This is a genomic window from Microbispora sp. NPDC049633, from assembly GCF_040675265.1.
Lineage (GTDB): Bacteria > Actinomycetota > Actinomycetes > Streptosporangiales > Streptosporangiaceae > Microbispora > Microbispora maris.
The window spans coordinates 1-16,529 of the sequence record NZ_JBFAOO010000057.1 but is presented as its reverse complement, the minus strand read 5'-3'; the positions used below and the strand labels follow the sequence as shown (position 1 = coordinate 16,529).

At 72.0% G+C, this 16,529-nt stretch carries 19 protein-coding genes; 11 read left to right on the top strand and 8 right to left on the bottom strand.

Annotated features, from left to right (window positions below):
- Nucleotides 1-54 precede the first annotated feature (54 nt).
- From AB0J39_RS17305 to AB0J39_RS17295, 3 genes are read left to right on the top strand one after another with little or no spacing between them, the layout of a single operon-like run.
- A complete protein-coding gene (locus AB0J39_RS17305) occupies nucleotides 55-402 on the top strand; it encodes a YrdB family protein (RefSeq protein WP_363465457.1) in 348 nt (115 codons plus the stop codon).
- 10 nt (nucleotides 403-412) lie between these two features.
- The gene (locus AB0J39_RS17300) at nucleotides 413-1,342 is read left to right on the top strand and encodes an NAD-dependent epimerase/dehydratase family protein (RefSeq protein WP_363465454.1); all 930 of its coding nucleotides are present in this window, start codon (nucleotides 413-415) and stop codon (nucleotides 1,340-1,342) included.
- 34 nt (nucleotides 1,343-1,376) lie between these two features.
- Nucleotides 1,377-2,312 carry a Gfo/Idh/MocA family oxidoreductase gene (locus AB0J39_RS17295; RefSeq protein ID WP_363465451.1) on the top strand — a complete coding sequence of 312 codons (936 nt, stop codon included), beginning with the start codon at nucleotides 1,377-1,379 and terminating at the stop codon, nucleotides 2,310-2,312.
- An 80-nt stretch (nucleotides 2,313-2,392) separates the two neighbouring features.
- On the opposite strand, the gene AB0J39_RS17290 is transcribed toward AB0J39_RS17295, so the two are convergent.
- On the bottom strand, nucleotides 2,393-3,733 hold the full coding sequence (locus AB0J39_RS17290; protein ID WP_363465449.1) for a Glu/Leu/Phe/Val dehydrogenase: 1,341 nt from the start codon (nucleotides 3,731-3,733) through the stop codon (nucleotides 2,393-2,395).
- Nucleotides 3,734-3,967: 234 nt separating this feature from the next.
- Between AB0J39_RS17290 and AB0J39_RS17285 the strand changes: the two genes are divergently transcribed.
- Entirely contained in the window at nucleotides 3,968-5,551 is a 1,584-nt protein-coding gene (locus AB0J39_RS17285; protein ID WP_363465447.1) for an alkaline phosphatase D family protein, read from the top strand.
- On the opposite strand, the gene rocD is transcribed toward AB0J39_RS17285, so the two are convergent.
- The 3 genes from rocD to AB0J39_RS17270 all read right to left on the bottom strand — a co-directional run bounded on the left by rocD (nucleotide 5,520) and on the right by AB0J39_RS17270 (nucleotide 8,132).
- Nucleotides 5,520-6,725, bottom strand: coding sequence for an ornithine--oxo-acid transaminase (gene rocD / locus AB0J39_RS17280; protein WP_363465445.1), 1,206 nt, complete (start codon nucleotides 6,723-6,725; stop codon nucleotides 5,520-5,522). The two genes, AB0J39_RS17285 and rocD, sit on opposite strands and share 32 nt — an antisense overlap.
- Nucleotides 6,722-7,576 (bottom strand): dimethylargininase, encoded by an 855-nt coding sequence (gene ddaH, locus AB0J39_RS17275; protein WP_363465442.1) that lies wholly within the window; start codon nucleotides 7,574-7,576, stop codon nucleotides 6,722-6,724. Before ddaH ends, rocD begins: the two co-directional genes overlap by 4 nt.
- A gap of 106 nt (nucleotides 7,577-7,682) precedes the next feature.
- On the bottom strand, nucleotides 7,683-8,132 hold the full coding sequence (locus tag AB0J39_RS17270; RefSeq protein WP_169979095.1) for an Lrp/AsnC family transcriptional regulator: 450 nt from the start codon (nucleotides 8,130-8,132) through the stop codon (nucleotides 7,683-7,685).
- A 101-nt stretch (nucleotides 8,133-8,233) separates the two neighbouring features.
- Here AB0J39_RS17270 and AB0J39_RS17265 point away from each other — a divergent pair, with 101 nt between their 5' ends.
- The gene (locus AB0J39_RS17265) at nucleotides 8,234-8,596 is read left to right on the top strand and encodes a methyltransferase domain-containing protein (protein WP_363465518.1); all 363 of its coding nucleotides are present in this window, start codon (nucleotides 8,234-8,236) and stop codon (nucleotides 8,594-8,596) included.
- A gap of 47 nt (nucleotides 8,597-8,643) precedes the next feature.
- Here AB0J39_RS17265 and AB0J39_RS17260 read toward each other — a convergent pair whose 3' ends face one another.
- Nucleotides 8,644-9,330, bottom strand: coding sequence for a DsbA family protein (locus AB0J39_RS17260; RefSeq protein WP_363465439.1), 687 nt, complete (start codon nucleotides 9,328-9,330; stop codon nucleotides 8,644-8,646).
- Between the two features lie 135 nt (nucleotides 9,331-9,465).
- A complete protein-coding gene (locus AB0J39_RS17255; RefSeq protein ID WP_363465438.1) occupies nucleotides 9,466-10,482 on the bottom strand; it encodes a DMT family transporter in 1,017 nt (338 codons plus the stop codon).
- Nucleotides 10,483-10,553: 71 nt separating this feature from the next.
- Between AB0J39_RS17255 and AB0J39_RS17250 the strand changes: the two genes are divergently transcribed.
- Together AB0J39_RS17250 and AB0J39_RS17245 are read left to right on the top strand one after the other, a co-directional pair.
- Complete coding sequence (locus AB0J39_RS17250; protein ID WP_363465435.1) at nucleotides 10,554-11,279, top strand: helix-turn-helix domain-containing protein; 726 nt, start codon at nucleotides 10,554-10,556, stop codon at nucleotides 11,277-11,279.
- Nucleotides 11,280-11,478: 199 nt separating this feature from the next.
- Nucleotides 11,479-11,718, top strand: a complete 240-nt coding sequence (locus tag AB0J39_RS17245) for a hypothetical protein (protein WP_363465432.1) — start codon at nucleotides 11,479-11,481, stop codon at nucleotides 11,716-11,718.
- On the opposite strand, the gene AB0J39_RS17240 is transcribed toward AB0J39_RS17245, so the two are convergent.
- On the bottom strand, nucleotides 11,703-12,335 hold the full coding sequence (locus tag AB0J39_RS17240) for a helix-turn-helix domain-containing protein (protein ID WP_363465429.1): 633 nt from the start codon (nucleotides 12,333-12,335) through the stop codon (nucleotides 11,703-11,705). The two genes, AB0J39_RS17245 and AB0J39_RS17240, sit on opposite strands and share 16 nt — an antisense overlap.
- Nucleotides 12,336-12,399: 64 nt before the next feature.
- Here AB0J39_RS17240 and AB0J39_RS17235 point away from each other — a divergent pair, with 64 nt between their 5' ends.
- From AB0J39_RS17235 to AB0J39_RS17225, 3 genes are all read left to right on the top strand, one after another.
- On the top strand, nucleotides 12,400-13,143 hold the full coding sequence (locus tag AB0J39_RS17235) for an ATP-binding cassette domain-containing protein (RefSeq protein WP_363465426.1): 744 nt from the start codon (nucleotides 12,400-12,402) through the stop codon (nucleotides 13,141-13,143).
- On the top strand, nucleotides 13,140-13,868 hold the full coding sequence (locus AB0J39_RS17230; protein ID WP_363465423.1) for an ABC transporter permease: 729 nt from the start codon (nucleotides 13,140-13,142) through the stop codon (nucleotides 13,866-13,868). Before AB0J39_RS17235 ends, AB0J39_RS17230 begins: the two co-directional genes overlap by 4 nt.
- Before the next feature lie 70 nt (nucleotides 13,869-13,938).
- A complete protein-coding gene (locus AB0J39_RS17225; RefSeq protein ID WP_346226517.1) occupies nucleotides 13,939-14,847 on the top strand; it encodes a LysR family transcriptional regulator in 909 nt (302 codons plus the stop codon).
- Between the two features lies 1 nt (nucleotide 14,848).
- Here the strand turns inward: AB0J39_RS17225 and AB0J39_RS17220 are convergent, their stop codons facing one another.
- Nucleotides 14,849-15,748, bottom strand: coding sequence for a helix-turn-helix transcriptional regulator (locus AB0J39_RS17220; protein ID WP_363465420.1), 900 nt, complete (start codon nucleotides 15,746-15,748; stop codon nucleotides 14,849-14,851).
- 220 nt (nucleotides 15,749-15,968) lie between these two features.
- On the opposite strand from AB0J39_RS17220, the gene AB0J39_RS17215 reads away from it, so the two are divergent.
- Nucleotides 15,969-16,463: an ATP-binding protein gene (locus AB0J39_RS17215; protein WP_363465418.1), complete on the top strand. Its 495-nt coding sequence runs from the start codon at nucleotides 15,969-15,971 to the stop codon at nucleotides 16,461-16,463.
- Nucleotides 16,464-16,529 lie beyond the last annotated feature (66 nt).

Sequence of the window (16,529 nt, the reverse complement as noted above, 5' to 3'; positions counted from 1 at the left end):
CTCCAATCAGAGAGCATTGCTCTCGCAACGGAGCGACGAACGCAAGGAGTGCCGATGCTCACCGTGACCAAGGGAGCGGTCGCCGCAGTGATGTTCTTCCTGGAGCTGGGAGTGCTGATCTCGCTGGCCTACTGGGGCTTCACGCGGGAGGCGCATCTCCTGGTCAGGATCGTGGTGGGGCTCGGCACACCCGCGGTGTTCGCGACGCTCTGGGGGTTGTTCATGGCAGGCGGCAAGGCGCCGCACCAGCTGCACGGGCTCGCCCGGGCGGCCTTCGAGGTCGTGTGGTTCGGGGCGGGGGCGGCCGCGCTGGCCGCCTCCGGGCTCGTCACCGCGGGCGTCGTGTTCGCGGTGGTGTACGTCGTGGACGGCGTGCTGCGGCTGCTGACGGATCAGGTGTGAAGGAGAGGTTATGGGCAAGCATGTGATCGTCGGGGCGGGACAGGTCGGCGGCGGGCTCGCCGAGACGCTGGCGGAGCGGGGGCACGAGGTGACCCTCGTCACCCGCTCGGGCTCCGGACCGAAGCGCCCCGGGATCTCACCGGTCGCGGCGGACGCGGGCGACGCGTCCGCGATGCGGCGGCTCACCGAGGGGGCCGACGCGCTCTACAACTGCGCCAACCCGCGCTATCACCGGTGGCCTGTGGACTGGCCGCCGATCGCGGCCTCGCTCCTGGCCGCCGCGGAGTCGTCGGGGGCCGTCCTGGTCACGCTGGGCAACCTGTACGGGTACGGACCGGTGGACGGGCCGATGACCGAGGACCTGCCGCTCGCCGCGACCGGGACGAAGGGCAGGGTCCGGGCGCGGATGTGGGAGGAGATGCGGGCCGCCCACGAGGCGGGCAGGGTGCGGGTGACCGAGGTGCGGGGCTCGGACTACTACGGGCCGCGGTCGTCCGACCAGTCCTACCTCGGGCCGCGGCTCCTGGAGCCCTTGTTCGCGGGCAAGCCCGCCACCATAATCAGCGACCCCCGCATCCCGCACAGCTACACGTACCTGCCCGACGTGGTGCGGGCGCTGGCGGCGGCCGCTGAGGAGGAGCGCGCGTGGGGCCGGGCCTGGCACATCCCGACCGCGCCGCCCTTCACTCTGCGCGAGTACGCCGAGAGGGTGTGCGAGGCGGCCGGCCTTCCGGCGCCGCGCCTGCGGCGGCTGCCGGCGTTGGTGGTCAAGGCGGGTGGTCTCGCGTCGCCGTTCCTGCGTGAGCTGGGGGAGACCCGTTATCAGTTCGACCGGCCGTACGTGCTCGACTCCGCCGCCTCCCAGGCGGTCCTCGGGTTCGCGCCGACGCCGATGGAGGACGGGGTGAAGGAGACGGTGGCGTGGTGGCGGGGGCGCTGAAAGGCGCCGGAGGGACGGCGGTAGTCTCCCGGGCATGAGAGTCGGGATCATCGGTCTGGGAGACATCGCGGAGAAGGCGTACCTGCCGGTGCTGGCGGCGACGCCGGACATCGAGCCGCTGCTGTGCACCCGTGACCGCACGGCTCTCGACCGGCTCGGCGACGCCTACCGCATCGGCGCCCGCTTCACCGCCCTCGGCGACCTCGTCGGCGCCGGGATCGACGCGGCGTTCGTGCACGCGGCCACGGAGGCCCACGTCCCGATCGTGACCACGCTGCTGGAGGCGGGCGTGCACGTCTACGTCGACAAGCCGCTCGCCTACGACGCCGCCGCCTCCGCCGGGCTCGTACGGCTGGCCGCCGAGCGGAACAGGTCACTGATGGTCGGGTTCAACCGCAGGCACGCCCCCGCGTACGCGGCCCTGCGCGACCTGCCGCGCGACGTGGTCGTGATGCAGAAGAACCGGCGCGACCTGCCCGGCGACCCGCGCGCCGTGGTCTTCGACGACTTCATCCACGTGGCCGACACGCTGCGCTTCCTCGCCCCCGGGCCGATCACCGGCACCTCGGTCAGGACCAGGGTGCGGGAGGGCCTGCTCGAACACGTCGTGGTCACGCTCGGCGGCGACGGCTTCACCGCCGTCGGCGTGATGAGCCGCACCAGCGGCGCGGCCGAGGAGACCTGCGAGGTCATGGGCGACGGCGGGAAGCGGCGCGTGGTCAACCTCGGCGACGTGGTCGACTACGCCGGGGACGAGACCGTCATGAGGCGGGGGGACTGGGTCCCGGCGACCAGGCAGCGCGGCATCGAGCAGATCTGCCGGGAGTTCCTCGGCGCGGTGCGGGAGGGGCGGATCCTCACGGCGGACGACGCCCTGCTGACCCACGAGCTGTGTGAGGAGATCGTCCGGGCCGCGGCGGACATCACCGCTGCGGGTGCCGCCGCTGAGGACGTAGCCGCGACGGCCTGACCGCCTCCCGGAAGCCGCATATTCCCGGGAGGCGGCCGTCATCGCCGTCTTCGGTCGCCGTCAGGGGTCCTTCACGGCCGTCAGGGGTAGAGGCCACGCATCCGGTGGGCCTCGGCCACCCGCCCCACGCCGATCGCGTGGGCGGCCTGGCGGAGGGTGAGGTCGCGCTCCGCGGCCAGTTCCGCGACCGCCCGGTAGGCGTTCTCCATCAGGTCGCGGAGCTTCACCTCGACCTCGCCCGCGCTCCAGGAGTACGCCTGGGTGTTCTGCACCCACTCCAGGTAGGACACGATGACCCCGCCGGCGTTGGCCAGGATGTCGGGGACCACCGTGATCCCGCTGCCCGCCAGGATCAGGTCGGCCTCGGGCGTGGTGGGCCCGTTGGCGCCCTCCACGACCAGGCGGGCCCGTACGCGCGGGGCGTTGTCCGCCGTGATCACGCCTTCGAGCGCGGCGGGCACCAGCACGTCCACGTCGAGTTCGAGCAGGTCGCCGCGGGAGAGCGGGTCGGCGTCGCGGTAGCCGTGGACCGAGCCGGTCTCGGCCGCGTGGGCGCGCAGCGCGGCGACGTCGAGCCCGGAGGGCCGGACGACCGCGCCGCCCGCGTCGGAGACCGCCACGACACGGCAGCCGGCGTCGGCGAGGTACTGCGCGGCGAGCGCGCCCACCTTGCCGAAGCCCTGCACCGCCACGGTCGCGCCCTCGGGGGAGCGCGCCCCGCTGATCTCGGCCAGCGCCCGCAGCGCGGCGATCTGCACCCCGCGCGAGGTCGCGCCCGCGCGGCCCAGCGAGCCGCCGAGCGCCGTGGGCTTGCCGGTCACCACGCCCGGGACCGAGTAGCCCGCGTTCGCGCTGTAAGTGTCCATGATCCAGGCCATGGTCTGCTCGTCGGTGCCGACGTCGGGCGCGGGGATGTCCTTCTCCGGGCCGATCAGCGGCAGGATCTCGTTGACGTAGCGCCGGGTGACGCGTTCGAGCTCGCGCGTGGTCAGCGTGGCCGGGTCCACCGCGACGCCGCCCTTGGCCCCGCCGTACGGAATGCCGACGAGCGCGCACTTCCACGTCATCCACATGGCCAGGGCGGTGACCTCGGCGAGGTCGGTGGCGGGGTGGAAGCGGATGCCGCCCTTGGCCGGGCCGCGCGACAGGTTGTGCTGCACGCGGTGGCCCTGCACCACCTCCAGGCGGCCGTCCTCGCGCCGTACGGGCACGGAGACCGTCAGCGAGCGGCGGGGCGTGGCGAGCATGCGGTGCATGCCGTCGTCGAGGCCGAGGAAGCGGGACGCCTCGGCGAGCTGGAACCGGGCGGCGGCGAGGGCGCGCTCACCGGGGGTGGGCTGGGGGGCGAAAGACGCGGTCTGCCGATCGGGGATCGGGGACCGAACCCCCGACGCCGTTGTCGGGAAGTCCGTGATGGTCATTCTGTTGTGCTCCTGTCGGGAGAGAGGCCGTCCCCCGGACCTCGCGGACCGTCGACGTTGACGACCGCGTACGACCGGCCTGGAGGAGCGACATCAGGATCAAACCGCGAGCCGTGGTGATCGCGATATTGGACAATAAGGAGATCGCCGGGCGACATTTCGCCGTTCTGGTGTACTTAGGGCGCTCTTAGGGGACCTTTTGCGATAGACGGGGTTTGCCAGTAGACAAGGTGGGTGCCGGAACTTGTGCTGGGCCCGCTGCTGCGTCACGTGGACGCGGCCGCCGCGACCGTCTGGGTGGAGACCTCCGAGCCGTGTACCGTCCGCGTGCGGGCCGGCGACGCCTGTTCGGAGGAGCGCACCTTCACCGTGCACGGTCACCACTACGCCCTGATCGACGTCGGCGTCGACGGGCCGGTGGCCTACGAGGTGGAGCTCGACGACCGGCGGGTGTGGCCGGAAGCCGGCCTGCCGCCGAGCGTGATCCACCCGCTCACCCGCCTCGACCGGCTGATCTTCGGCTCCTGCCGCACCAGCGTGCCGCACGAGGAGCCGTACGTGCGCACGCACGGCCCGGACGTCCTGCGGGCGTACGGCCTGCGTGTGATGGAGTCGCCGGACGAGCGGCCCGACCTGATCCTGCTGCTGGGCGACCAGGTGTACGCCGACGAGCTCACCCCGGACATGAAGGAGTTCATCGCCGGGCGCAGGGACGACGGCCCGCAGGAGGTCGTCGACTTCGAGGAGTACGCCGAGCTGTACCGCCAGGCGTGGTCCGATCCTCCGGTCCGCTGGCTGATGGCCACGGTCCCCACCCTCATGATCTTCGACGACCACGACGTCAGGGACGACTGGAACACCTCGGCGGCGTGGCGTGAGCAGATGGCCGACGTGCCCTGGTGGGACCGGCGCATCGTCTCGGCGCTCGGCTCGTACTACGTCTACCAGCACCTGGGGAACCTGCCCCCGGACGAGCGGGCGGCCGATCCCGTGCTCACCGCGCTGAAGGCCGGCGGCGGCGACGAGGTGCTCGACGTCTTCGCCCGGCGGGCCGACCGTGAGCCCGATTCGGTGCGCTGGAGCTACCACCGGGACCTGGGCGACACCCGGCTGATCGTGCTCGACAGCCGCAGCGCCCGGGTGCTGGAGCCGGGACACCGGCGGATGCTCGACCCCGCGGAGTGGGACTGGTTCGACAAGCACGCCACGGGGGACTTCGACCACCTGCTCGTCGGGTCCTCGCTGCCGATCCTGCTGCCCGCGGGCATCCACCACGTCGAGAGCTGGAACGAGGCGGTCTGCGACGGCATCTGGGGCCGCCGGGCGGCACGGTGGGGCGAGCGGCTGCGGCAGTTTCTCGACCTGGAGCACTGGGGGGCCTTCCGCCGGTCGTTCGAGGAACTGGCGCGGGTGGTGTTGGAGGTCGCCTCGGGCGGCCGGGGCAGGCCGCCCGCGAGCGTCCTGCTCCTGTCGGGCGACGTCCACTACTCCTACATGGCGTCCGTACGGCGCCGGGGCGGCGGGCGCGTCCACCAGATCGTCTGCTCGCCGATCCGCAACCCGCTGAGCCGCACGCTGCGCTTCGCCAACATCGTGGCGTCGTTCGGGCTGGCGGGCGTGCTCGGCGGCGTGCTGGCCCGGGCGGGCGGCCTGCCCCGGACGCCGTTGCGATGGCGGATCAGCAAGGGACCCTGGTTCCCCAACATGATGACCGCCGTCGACCTGGCGCCCGGAGAGGCCAGGGTGACGTGGTTCACCGACACCGGCGACCACGACACGGTGCTGATCAGACCCGAGCCTCCCGCAGCACCGCGCTGAGCTGGTCCATCGCCCACTCCAGGTCGTCCCGGGAGACGACGAGGGGCGGCGCGAGGCGGATCGTCGAGCCGTGCGTGTCCTTGACGAGCACGCCGCGGCGCAGGAGCGCCTCGCTGATCTGCCGGCCCGTGCCGAGGGAGGGGTCGATGTCGACGCCCGCCCACAGTCCGCGCCCGCGCACCGCCACCACACCGGGGCCCAGATCGGCGAGCCGCGCGTGCAGGAACGCGCCCAGCTCGCGGGCCCTGGCCTGATACTCGCCGGTCTTCAGCAGCCCGATGACCGCGTCGCCGACGGCGCACGCCAGCGGGTTGCCGCCGAACGTGGAGCCGTGCTGGCCCGGCCCGATCACGCCCATGACGTCGGTGTTCGCGACGACCGCGGAGACCGGGACCACGCCGCCGCCGAGGGCCTTGCCCAGGACGTACAGGTCCGGGACGACCCGCTCGTGGTCGCAGGCGAACGTGTCGCCGGTGCGGCCGAGGCCCGACTGGATCTCGTCGGCCACCAGCAGCACGTCGTTGTCGGTGCAGATCTCCCGGACCGCGGCCAGGTAGCCGTCCGGCGGGACCAGCACGCCTGCCTCGCCCTGGATCGGCTCGAGCAGCACGGCCACGGTGTTCTCGTCGATCGCCTCCCTGACCGCCTCCACCGAGCCGTACTTGACGGTCCGGAAGCCGGGGGAGAAGGGGCCGAACCCCTCGCGCGACTCGGGGTCGGTGGAGAAGCCCACGATCGTCGTCGTACGGCCGTGGAAGTTGTCCTCCATCACGACGATGTTGGCCTGGTCGGGGGCGACGCCCTTGACCTCGTACCCCCACTTGCGGGCCACCTTGATCGCGGTTTCGACGGCCTCCGCGCCGGTGTTCATCGGCAGGACCATGTCCTTGCCGCACAGCTCGGAAAGGCCGGTGACGAACGCCGCGAACCGGTCGTGGTAGAACGCCCGGCTGGTCAGCGTCAGCCGGTCGAGCTGCTCGCGCGCCGCCGCGAGGATCTCGGGGTTGCCGTGGCCGAAGTTCAGCGAGGAGTAGCCGGCCAGGCAGTCGAGATACCGCTTGCCCTCCACGTCGGTGACCCAGGCGCCCTCGGCGGAGCTGATCACGACCGGCAGCGGGTGGTAGTTGTGCGCGCTGTGGCTCTCGCTGAGCCTGATGAACTCCTCTGTCCTCATCGGATCTCCCTGCTCGGCCGGATCTCGAGGGTGCAGCACTTGGGGCCGCCGCCGGACTTGCGCAGCTCGCTGAGGTCGACCGGGACGACCTCGAAGCCGCGGCGCTTCAGTTCGAGGGTCAGCCCGGTCGCCTCGGCGTTGACGACGACGTTCCGGCCGTCGCTCACCGCGTTGAGGCCCAGCACCTCCGCGTCCGCGGACGTGGCGATCACGGCGTCGGGGAACAGCCGCCGCAGCACCTTCCTGCTGCCCTCGCTGAACGCCTCCGGGTAGTACGCCACGTTGTGGCCGTCCAGCGGGAACAGAGCGGTGTCGAGGTGGTAGAACCTCGGGTCGACCAGGCGCAGCGTGACGACCGGGCGGCCGAGGAACTCCTGGGCCTCCATGTGCGCCGCCACGTCGGTGCGGAAGCCCGTCCCGGCCAGGATCATCTCGTCGAGCGTCAGGTAGTCGCCCTCGCCCTCGTTGGTGAAGGACGCCTCCAGTGTCTCGTATCCCCGCTCGTCGAACCACCGCAGGTAGGCGGGGCCCTCGGCGGCACGCTGCGGGTGCGCGAACCTGGCGCCGTAGACCCGTCCGTCGACCACGAGCGCGCCGTTGGCGGCGAACACCATGTCCGGCAGGCCCTCGATCGGGTCGATAAGGCTGACGGTGTGGCCCAGGCTCTCGTACGCCTGCCGGAGGCTCTCCCACTGCCGCAGCGCCCGTGCGGTGTCGGTCTCCTTCTCCGGGTGCATCCACGGGTTGATCGAATACGAGACCGTGAAGAACTCGGGCCGGCACATCAGGAAATGCCGGGCCGTACCCGTGCGGCCACTCTCTGTGGCCTCGGTGGCTGGCGCGAGCGTCATCGTCGACTCCAAGCGGGAAACCGGTGAACGGGACTTCAGCGTAGGAATCCGGAGACGACAATCCAATGCGCCCGCGTTGCGGTCACGTGTGGATCGGTTGCGTCCTTCACCCGTTTTGCGGCGATCCGTTAATCAGCCGGGACAGCACGATCGAGCTCTTGGTGCGCACCACGAACGGCTCGGCCGCCAGGCGTTCGATCACGCGCTCGACGTGCCGTACGTCGGTCGCGCGGATGTGCAGCAACGCGTCCGCCTCCCCGGTGACCGTGCATGCCGAGACGACCTCCGGATGCCGGGACACGGCCATGCCGATCTCCGTGGGGGAGGTCTTGCCCCGGCAGTACAGCTCGACGTACGCCTCGGTGGTCCAGCCGAGGGCCGACGGCTCCACCCGGGCGCTGAACCCGGTGATCGCGCCACTGGCGACGAGCCGGTCGACCCGCCTCTTCACGGCCGGAGCCGACAGCCCCACTTGAGCGCCTATCTCGGCGTACGTCGCTCGGGCGTCCTCGACGAGGGCCCGGATGATGGCGCGATCGAGCTCGTCCAACTTCACGTGGAACTGTATACAGCCGCCGCGTCCGGCATGCCCCCGCGCCCGGCGCGCCACCCCGCCCGCGGCCGCGACGGCATGCGCGAGGTGCTCGCAGGCGTCTCCTGGCCGGCGACGCCGTCGTCCCGCCCGTAGGCGACGACCGGTTCGACATGCTGCTCTGCCGGCACCTGATCTGGACCCTGCCCGATCCGCACGCCGCGCTGCGCGGGTGGGTCGCCCGGCTTCGGCCCAACGGCCGGCTGGTGCTCATCGAGGGACGCTGGGGTGAGGCCGGGCAGGCCGCACTGCCTTATGTGGCGGGCGCCGAATCGCTGCCCTGGGGCTTCGGCGTCACCGCCGCCGACCTGGCCGACGCGGTGCGGCCGCTCGTCGCCGACGTGCGTGTCGAACCGCTCAGCGACGATCCCGCCCTGTGGGGGCACCCGGTGGGCGACGAACGCTACGCGCTCATCGCCCGTATCTAGCCCGGGCGGGTCCGCCGGCGTGAGGCGCCTTCGGGAGGGTGCTCCGGTCAGGCGGCGGCGCGCTTGAGGATGTCCTCGAACACGCCCGGATCGTCGGAGGAGACGACGGGCCAGCCGATGCCGTACCCGCCGGCCCAGCCGACCTCGATGCCGGGGTTGGCGTGGTCGGTGCCGTCCGGCAGGAACAGGTGCGGACTGCAGTTCACCCGGTCGGTCGCCGCGACGGCGGCCTGCTCGGACAGCGCCGCGCGTGCCCGGCCGTCGTCCAGAGCGGCCGCCAGCGCGGCCACGTCCACCACCCCGGTGGACGCGGCGGCGTCCAGGATGACCTTGCGGTGACTGACGCACCGCGACTCGGCCCAAAAGGCCCTCCGCAGCGCCAGGTCGAGCTGCTCCGAAGCGGTGAAGCCCTGCTCCTTGGCCGCCTGGACGGCCTCCAGCGCGGGCAGCGTGGTGGAGGGGTACAGCCAGTCCTTCGCCTGCCACAGCTGCCACCCCGCGCCGGGTTCGAGCGAGGCCATCCGGGCCACCTCGCTGTCGGTCCCCGGCCGGGGGCTCGGCGCGTCGTTGAGCAGTTCCAGCGGGAAGGCGCGGTGGTCGAACCGGACCCGGCCGGTCAGGCCGAGCCGTTCCCGGGTCTGATGGAGCCGGTGCACCGCGATGTGCGCGAAGGAGCACCAGATGTCGGAGAAGATGATGATGGTGCCGGGCTCCGGGGTCGGTGTCGTCGTCATCGGCGTTCTCCTTGTGTCGTCTCTTGTCCCGCGACGGTGCGCGCGAGCTGAGGATGTGCCGGGGCGCCGGCCGGGGCGGGTCGTCCGGCGCGGCGACGAACCCGGCCGGGCCGGACAGGTCGTAGGCGGGTTCGCTCAGGTGAGCTGGACGAGCACCGAGCCGGCGATGAGCAGGGCGAGACCGGACATGCGCGGCGCGGTGAGCGGGCGGCGGGGCAGCCGCAGGAGGCCGTGGTTGTCGATCACGGCCGAGGCGAGCTGCTGACCGGTCACGGTCAGCGCCACGGTGGTGGCGGCGCCGATCGCGGGGATGAGCGTGAAGGTCGCGGTGACATAGGCCGCGGCGCAGGCACCGCCGAGCCAGCCCCACCAGGGCATCGTGCGCAGCCCGCCGAGTCGCGGCCGGGGGGTGCGGCGCGTCGCCAGCAGGACGATCAGCACTACGGCGATGGTGATCGTGGCCACGATGAAGCTGATCATCGCGGTGGTCACCGGCTCGTGGATGTCCGCGCGCAGCGCGGCGTTGACCGCGCCCTGCACGGGCAGGACCGCGCCCGCGACGATGCCCAGCAGGATCCAGCCGCCCTGGCCGAGGCCGCCCGCCCGGCGTACGCCCGGGGTGGCCGGCGCGGTGAGGGTCGCGGTCCCCGCCCCGCCGGCGGGGCCGCCCGGGGCCTCGGGCGCCGGTCCCGGAGCGGACGAGGCCGTGCGCTGCCCACGGATGATCACCGTGATGCCGGCCAGGACCGCGAGCGCGCCGAGCGCGACGCCGAGGCTCGGCGGCTTGCGCGCGACGCCGAGCAGGCCGAACAGGTCGAGCCCCAGCGACGCGAACATCTGGCCGGTCACGAACAGCCCGGCCGCCGCCAGAGCGCCCAGGCGGGGGAAGAGCAGGATCCCGCTGGTGATGTAGAGCGGGCTGGCCAAACCCCCGAGCAGGTGCCAGACCGGGACACCCGGCACGAGGCGGACCGCGCCGACCGCACCGGCGGCGACCGCGAGGAGCGCCAGCAGGGCGGTCGCCACGCTCAACTGCAGGGTCGAGGCGCCGTACGGCGTGCCGACGGCCTTGTTGAGCTGGAGATTCACTGAGGCCTGCACGGCCAGCAGGCAGCCGGCCAGCAGCGCCGAGGCGAGAAACAGGGCATGCATGGCAGTCCCCTACGACATAAGTGGACGTGGTGTCCGCATGAGCGTAAGCGAGAACCGGACACCGTGTCCACATGGCTGACGCGAGGGGCTACCATGTCCTCATGGCCAACGGGTTGACGGGTCCCGGCGGGAACCGGGCGAACGGCCGCGTTCCGTCGGAGGAGGCCGTCCCGGTCGGCGTCGGCCGGGAACTGCCCGTGCTGGACCTCGAACCGGGCCGGCCGGTGCGGGAACGGGCGGACGCCGCACGCAACCGCATGCGGGTGCTGAAAGCGGCGGAAGAGCTGTTCGCGACGAGGGACGCCCGGCACGTCACGATGGACGAGATCGCCAAGGCGGCGGGGGTGGGCCGGGCCACGCTCTACCGGCGCTATCCGGACACCGCGTCGATCGCGACGGCCCTGCTCGACGAGCACGAGCGGCAGGTGCAGGAGCACATCCTGAGCGGTCCGCCGCCGCTCGGCCCGGGCGCCTCACCGGCCGACCGGCTCGCCGCGTTCCATGTCGCCATGACCGACCTGCTGGAGCGTCACCTGCACCTCGTGCTGGGGGCCGAGACCGGGAGCGCGCGGTTCGGCACCGGCGCCTACCGCTTCTGGCGCCTGCACGTGCGGATGCTGCTGACCGAGGCGGGGGTGCCGGACCCCGACGCGACGGCGGACGCCGTGCTGGCGCCGCTCGCGCCCGAGGTCTACCAGTTCCAGCGGCACACCCTGGGCCTGTCGCAGGCCCGCGTCACCGAGGCGCTGGTGTGGAGCGCCCGCCGCCTGGCGGGAGGCGACCCAGGCCGTGTCTGACCGATCAGGCCTTGCTATGCGTGGCCTGGGCGGAGTATCGCGGCGTTGCCTCACGGAGACTACTCGCGGGCTCGGACGATCGCGCGGAGGCCCGGATTCGCGGTCGGCCGGAGGCTCCGCTTCGACCTCCTCCTTCACCTTGCACAGTTCTCTCCGAGAGCATCACGGGTTCTGCACATTACGCGCTTAGCGTGTGGGGGTGATCGCCTCGAAGGAGCCCGGGGTCACGCGTCCCGCGGTCATCCCCCTCCTGGTCATGGCGGTCGCCGCGATCGTGATGGTGGCGCTGGAGCTGCACAGGGGCCTCGTCTGCAGCGCGCTGTGGCTGTTCGGAGTCTTCGCGGAGGGCGCGGCATATCTGGTGTTCTTGGCCGTCTGCCTGCCCATGCTGGTCGCGGACGGCGAGGCCGGCGGCGGCTTGTCTCACCGGGTGCAGTAGTCGCCGATGCCACGCTCCAGCAGGTCGAAGGCGCGTTCGGCGTGGTTCCTGATGTCGGCCCTGATCTGCGCGGGGTCCTCGCCGGCCATCTGCCGCATCGCGAAGTGACGGGTCAGCGCGCGGACGACGGCGCAGATCTGCGCCGCCACCAGCCAGGGGGTCAGGTCGTCGGGCTCGGCGTCGGCGTCCTCCGCGAGCGTCCGGGCCAGCCGCTCCTCCCGGTTGACATCCAGCATGTGCACGCGTGACTGGAGGGACGAACTCTCCCGCACCCGCTGCGTGAACAGGTCCAGGCCCTCGCTCATCCCGTAACGCCAGTCGCCCGCGTCGAGGGCGTCGAAGAAGTCGCGCCGCACCGCCTCGACCGCCGTCTCGCCCGCGCGGCGCTCGCGCACGGCGCGGGCCAGCAGGTCCTCGGTCTCCTCGCCGCGGTCGAGGAACAGGTCCTCCTTCGTGCGGAAGTAGTTGAAGACGGTGTTGACCGACACGTCGGCGGCCCTGGCCACCTCCGCCACCGTGACGTTGTCGAAGCCCCGTTGCAGGAACAGCCCCATCGCGATGTCCGCGATGCGCTGCCGGGTCTCCCGCTTCTTCCGCTCCCGCAGGCCCTCTTCCATGCCTCGATTGTAAGGGCGAACGCAATCTTTAAGCGACTCCAAATTTGGTGCTACTCTACCCGGCATGATTCATGCCAGAGGGCTCACCAAGACGTTCGGCCCGGTCGAGGCCGTCCGAGGGATCGATCTCGACGTCTCCGCGGGGGAGATCGTCGGTTTCCTCGGACCGAACGGCGCGGGCAAGACCACCACACTGCGGATGCTGACCACGCTGCTGCGCCCGACGTCCGGCACCGCCACGGTCGCGGGCGCCGACCTGTTCGCCGACCCCGCGGGCGTACGCCGCCGCATCGGCTACGTCGCCCAGGGCGGCGCGTTCGCCCCGTTCTCGCCGGTCGGGGAGGAGCTCGTGCTCCAGGCCCGCCTGTACGGCCTGACCAGGGAGGAGGCCCGCGAGCGGGTGACCGCCCTGCTCGCCGAGCTCGACCTGCCGGGAGTCGAGGAGCGTACGACGGTCACCCTGTCGGGCGGTCAGAAGCGCCGGCTGGACATCGCGATGGGCCTGCTCCACCGGCCCGAGCTGCTCTTCCTCGACGAGCCCACGACCGGGCTCGACCCGCAGAGCCGCGCCAACCTGTGGGGCCACGTGCGGCGGCTGCGCGAGCGGGACGGCCTGACGGTCTTCCTCACGACCCACTACCTGGAGGAGGCCGACGCGCTCTGCGACCGCGTTCTGATCATCGACAACGGCCGGATCGTCGCCGCGGGCACCCCGGACGAGCTGAAGTCCGAGCACGGCGCGCGCACGCTCGACGACGTCTTCCTCGCCGTCACCGGCCGCGAGCTGCGCGAGGGGGCCGCCGCGTGACCGCCCTCGCCGCCCTGACCGGCCACTATCTGCGCGCCTCGTTCGGCAACAAGTTCAGCCTGGCCTTCGGCGCCCTGCAGCCGTTCCTCTACCTCGTGCTGTTCGGCCCGCTGTTCGCCCGCAGCGGTGTGGGGTCGTGGGCCGTCCTCGTGCCCGGCCTGCTGGTGCAGCTCGGGCTGACGAGCGCGGGCATGGCGGGCTTCAGCATCGTCTTCGACCAACGGTTCGGCGTGCTCGAACGGCTACGGGTCACGCCGGTGAGCCGGGTGACGCTGCTGCTCGGCCGGGTGCTCAGGGACAGCGTCGTGCTGCTGATCCAGGCCGTGGTGATCGTCATGGCGGCCTGGGCGCTGGGGCTGCGGGCGCCGCTGGCGGGGGTGCTCGCCGCCCTGCTGCTGGTCACCGTGCTGTCCGTCGGCATGGCGTCGCTGTCGTACGCGGCGGCGCTCACGATGCGGCAGGAGCTGTTCGCGCCCGTGATGTCCACCGTGGTCATCCCGCTGATGCTGCTGTCGGGCGCGCTGCTGCCGATGTCGCTCGCCCCGGCCTGGCTGGACGTGGTGTCGCGGCTCACGCCGTTCCGGTACGCGGTCGAGGGTTTGCGCGCGCTCTTCGCCGGTTCCTACGCGTCGTCGGCCCTGTTGTGGGGGGTCGTCGTGTCCCTGGTTTTCGCCGTCGTGGGCGTCGCTCTGGGCACCAGTCGTTTTCAAAGAGAAAACGCCTGATCAGGGCCAGGGAAAGGCATTCGAACTTCATACCGGTTTGCGGGCGCCGCCGGGCACTGAGACGGTCACAATGGGGGGCGTGGCGGACGTCAACTTCACCCTCGTCCAGCTGCGTTACTTCGTAACCGCGGCCGAGCTCGGCAGCATGACCGCGGCCAGCAGAGAACTCATGGTGGCGCAGTCGGCGATCTCGGCCGCCATCGCCCAGGTGGAGCGGGAGTTGGGGGTCCAGCTCCTGATCCGCCACCACGCCCGCGGCCTGTCGCTGACCCGCGCGGGCGAGCGCTTCCTCGTCGAGGCCCGGGAGTTCCTGTCCCACGCCGCGGCGCTCGCCCAGTCGGCCCGCGGCCTGGCGGGGTCGCTGACCGGTGAGCTCGCCGTCGGCTGCCTGACCACGCTCGCGCCGTTCTACCTGTCCCGCTTGCTGCGCGCGTTCGCCGGGCGGTATCCGGGGGTGCGGGTCAGCGTCGCGGAGGGCGAGATCTCCACCATGGAGTCGGCCCTGCTCGACGGGCGGTGCGAGGTCGCCCTCGTCTACGCCATCGACCTCGCCCTCGACCTCGACATCCGGCCGCTCACCCGGGCCAGGCCGTACGCGCTGCTGCCGCCGGAGCACCCGCTGGCCCGGGCGGAGGCGGTGTCGCTTGCGGAGCTGGCGGCCGAGCCGATGATCCTGCTGGACCTGCCGCGCAGCCGCGACTACTTCCGGACCATCTATCCCACCGAGCCGCGCGTGCGGTTCCGCACGTCGAGCTACGAGACGGCGCGCTCGCTGGTGGCCGGCGGACACGGCTACTCGATACTCAACCAGCGGGCCGAAAGCGACCAGACCTACGACGGCGGCCGGGTCGCGTGCGTCCCCATCAGCGACGACGTGCCCACGCTCGACGTCGTGCTCGCCTCGGTGCGCGGTGTGCGGCCCACCGCGCGCGCCGTCGCCTTCGCCGAGACCTGCCAGGCGTTCTTCTCCGGCGGGTAGTTCACCCGAGGTCGGCGAGCAGCCCCTCCAGGAACGCGCCGGTGTGCGTGGCCGGCCGGGCGTCCACGCACACCGCGTTCAGCACCTGCGTGTACGCCTCGGTGTCCTCGGCCTTGTCCAGATAGAGAGCGCTGGTGAGCTGTTCCAGGTAGACGACGTCGGGCAGCTCGGGCGCGTCGAAGCGCAGGATCGTGAAGGGCCCCCCGCACGCGGCGTGCCCGCCGTGGTCGAACGGCACGATCTGCAGCGTGATGTTCGGCTGCCTGGTCACCTCGATGAGGTGCTCCAGCTGGGCCCGCATGACCTTCCGGCCGCCGATCGGGCGGCGCAGCGCGCCCTCGTCCATCACGGCCCACAGCGTCGCCGCGTCGGGGCCCGTCAGCCGTTCCTGCCGGCGCATCCGCAGGTCGACGTGCCGGTCGACGTCGTCGGCCGACCGCCCCATGGTGCCGCGCAGGACGAGGGCCCGCGCGTACTCGGGCGTCTGCAGCAGCCCGGGGACGTACTGCAGTTCGTAGCAGCGGATGACGGACGCCGCCTCCTCCAGCCCTACGTAGAACTCGAACCAGCCCGGCAGTACGTCGCTGTACTTGTGCCACCAGCCGGGGATGTTCGCCTGCCGCGCCAGGTCGAGCAGCACGGCCCGGTCGTCGGGGTCGGTCATGCCGTAGAGGGTGAGCAGGTCGGCGACGTCCCGCTCCTTGAAGCCGACCCGGCCGAGCTCGAGCCTGCTGATCTTGGCGTGCGACGCGCGGATGGCGCGGGCCGCCTTCTCGGGGGTGATACCGCTCTCCCGGCGTAGCCGCCTGAGCTGGGCCCCCAGCAGAAGCCGCAGGGCGGTCGGGCCGCCGCGGGCGATCGCGGCCGGTGCGGGGGCGGTGCTGCCCGCCTGTCCGTTCACGTGGGCTCCATACGCTCCGGAAGAATTCCTGGTCGACCGATCGGATTGATCATCCTACCGGAGCGGGGTGAGGTCGTCTTTTCTGGGAACTTCGACAGAAAGTCGGGGGGCCTACGACATTTGCACGTGCACGCGTGCTTGCATCCGCAAGGCACAGGGCAAGATACACGACGGCAGGGAAATTCACATCATGTAATGAGTGAGACCTGAGGGATCGGCGATGACTGCAGACCTGGCGGGCCCGGGAGCCGCGACGGCGCCCACGTGGTTGACCTCGACGTTCGAGCGAGACGACATCGCCGGCTTGTCCCTGCCTCCGTCGGCGACGTGCACATTCCACGGGCGCACCAGGTCCGCCGCCGCCGCGCGTGATTTCACGGCCAGGACGCTGTGCGGGTGGGGGATCCCCGATCTCGTGCCGGACGCGCAGATCGTGGTGTCGGAGTTGGTGACCAACGCGCTGCGGCACGCTCCCGGCGATCCCGCCGACGCCCCGCCGATCCGGCTGAGGCTGGTGAAACACCGGTTTCATGTCGGCTGCGGAGTGAGCGACGCCAGCGCCCGCGTGCCCGCGGTCTCGCCCTGGAGCGATCTGTCGGAGTCGGGCCGCGGGCTGCATCTGGTCGACGCGCTGACGGCGGCGTGGGGATGGGTCCTCACCCGTGGCGGCGGCAAGGTGGTGTGGGCCCTGTTCGACGCCTCGCCCGCCTCCTGACGATCGATCCGCCCCCGGAAGCCGGTCGGGGGGGGGGGGGGGGGCGCGCCGCGGCGGGGCGCGCGC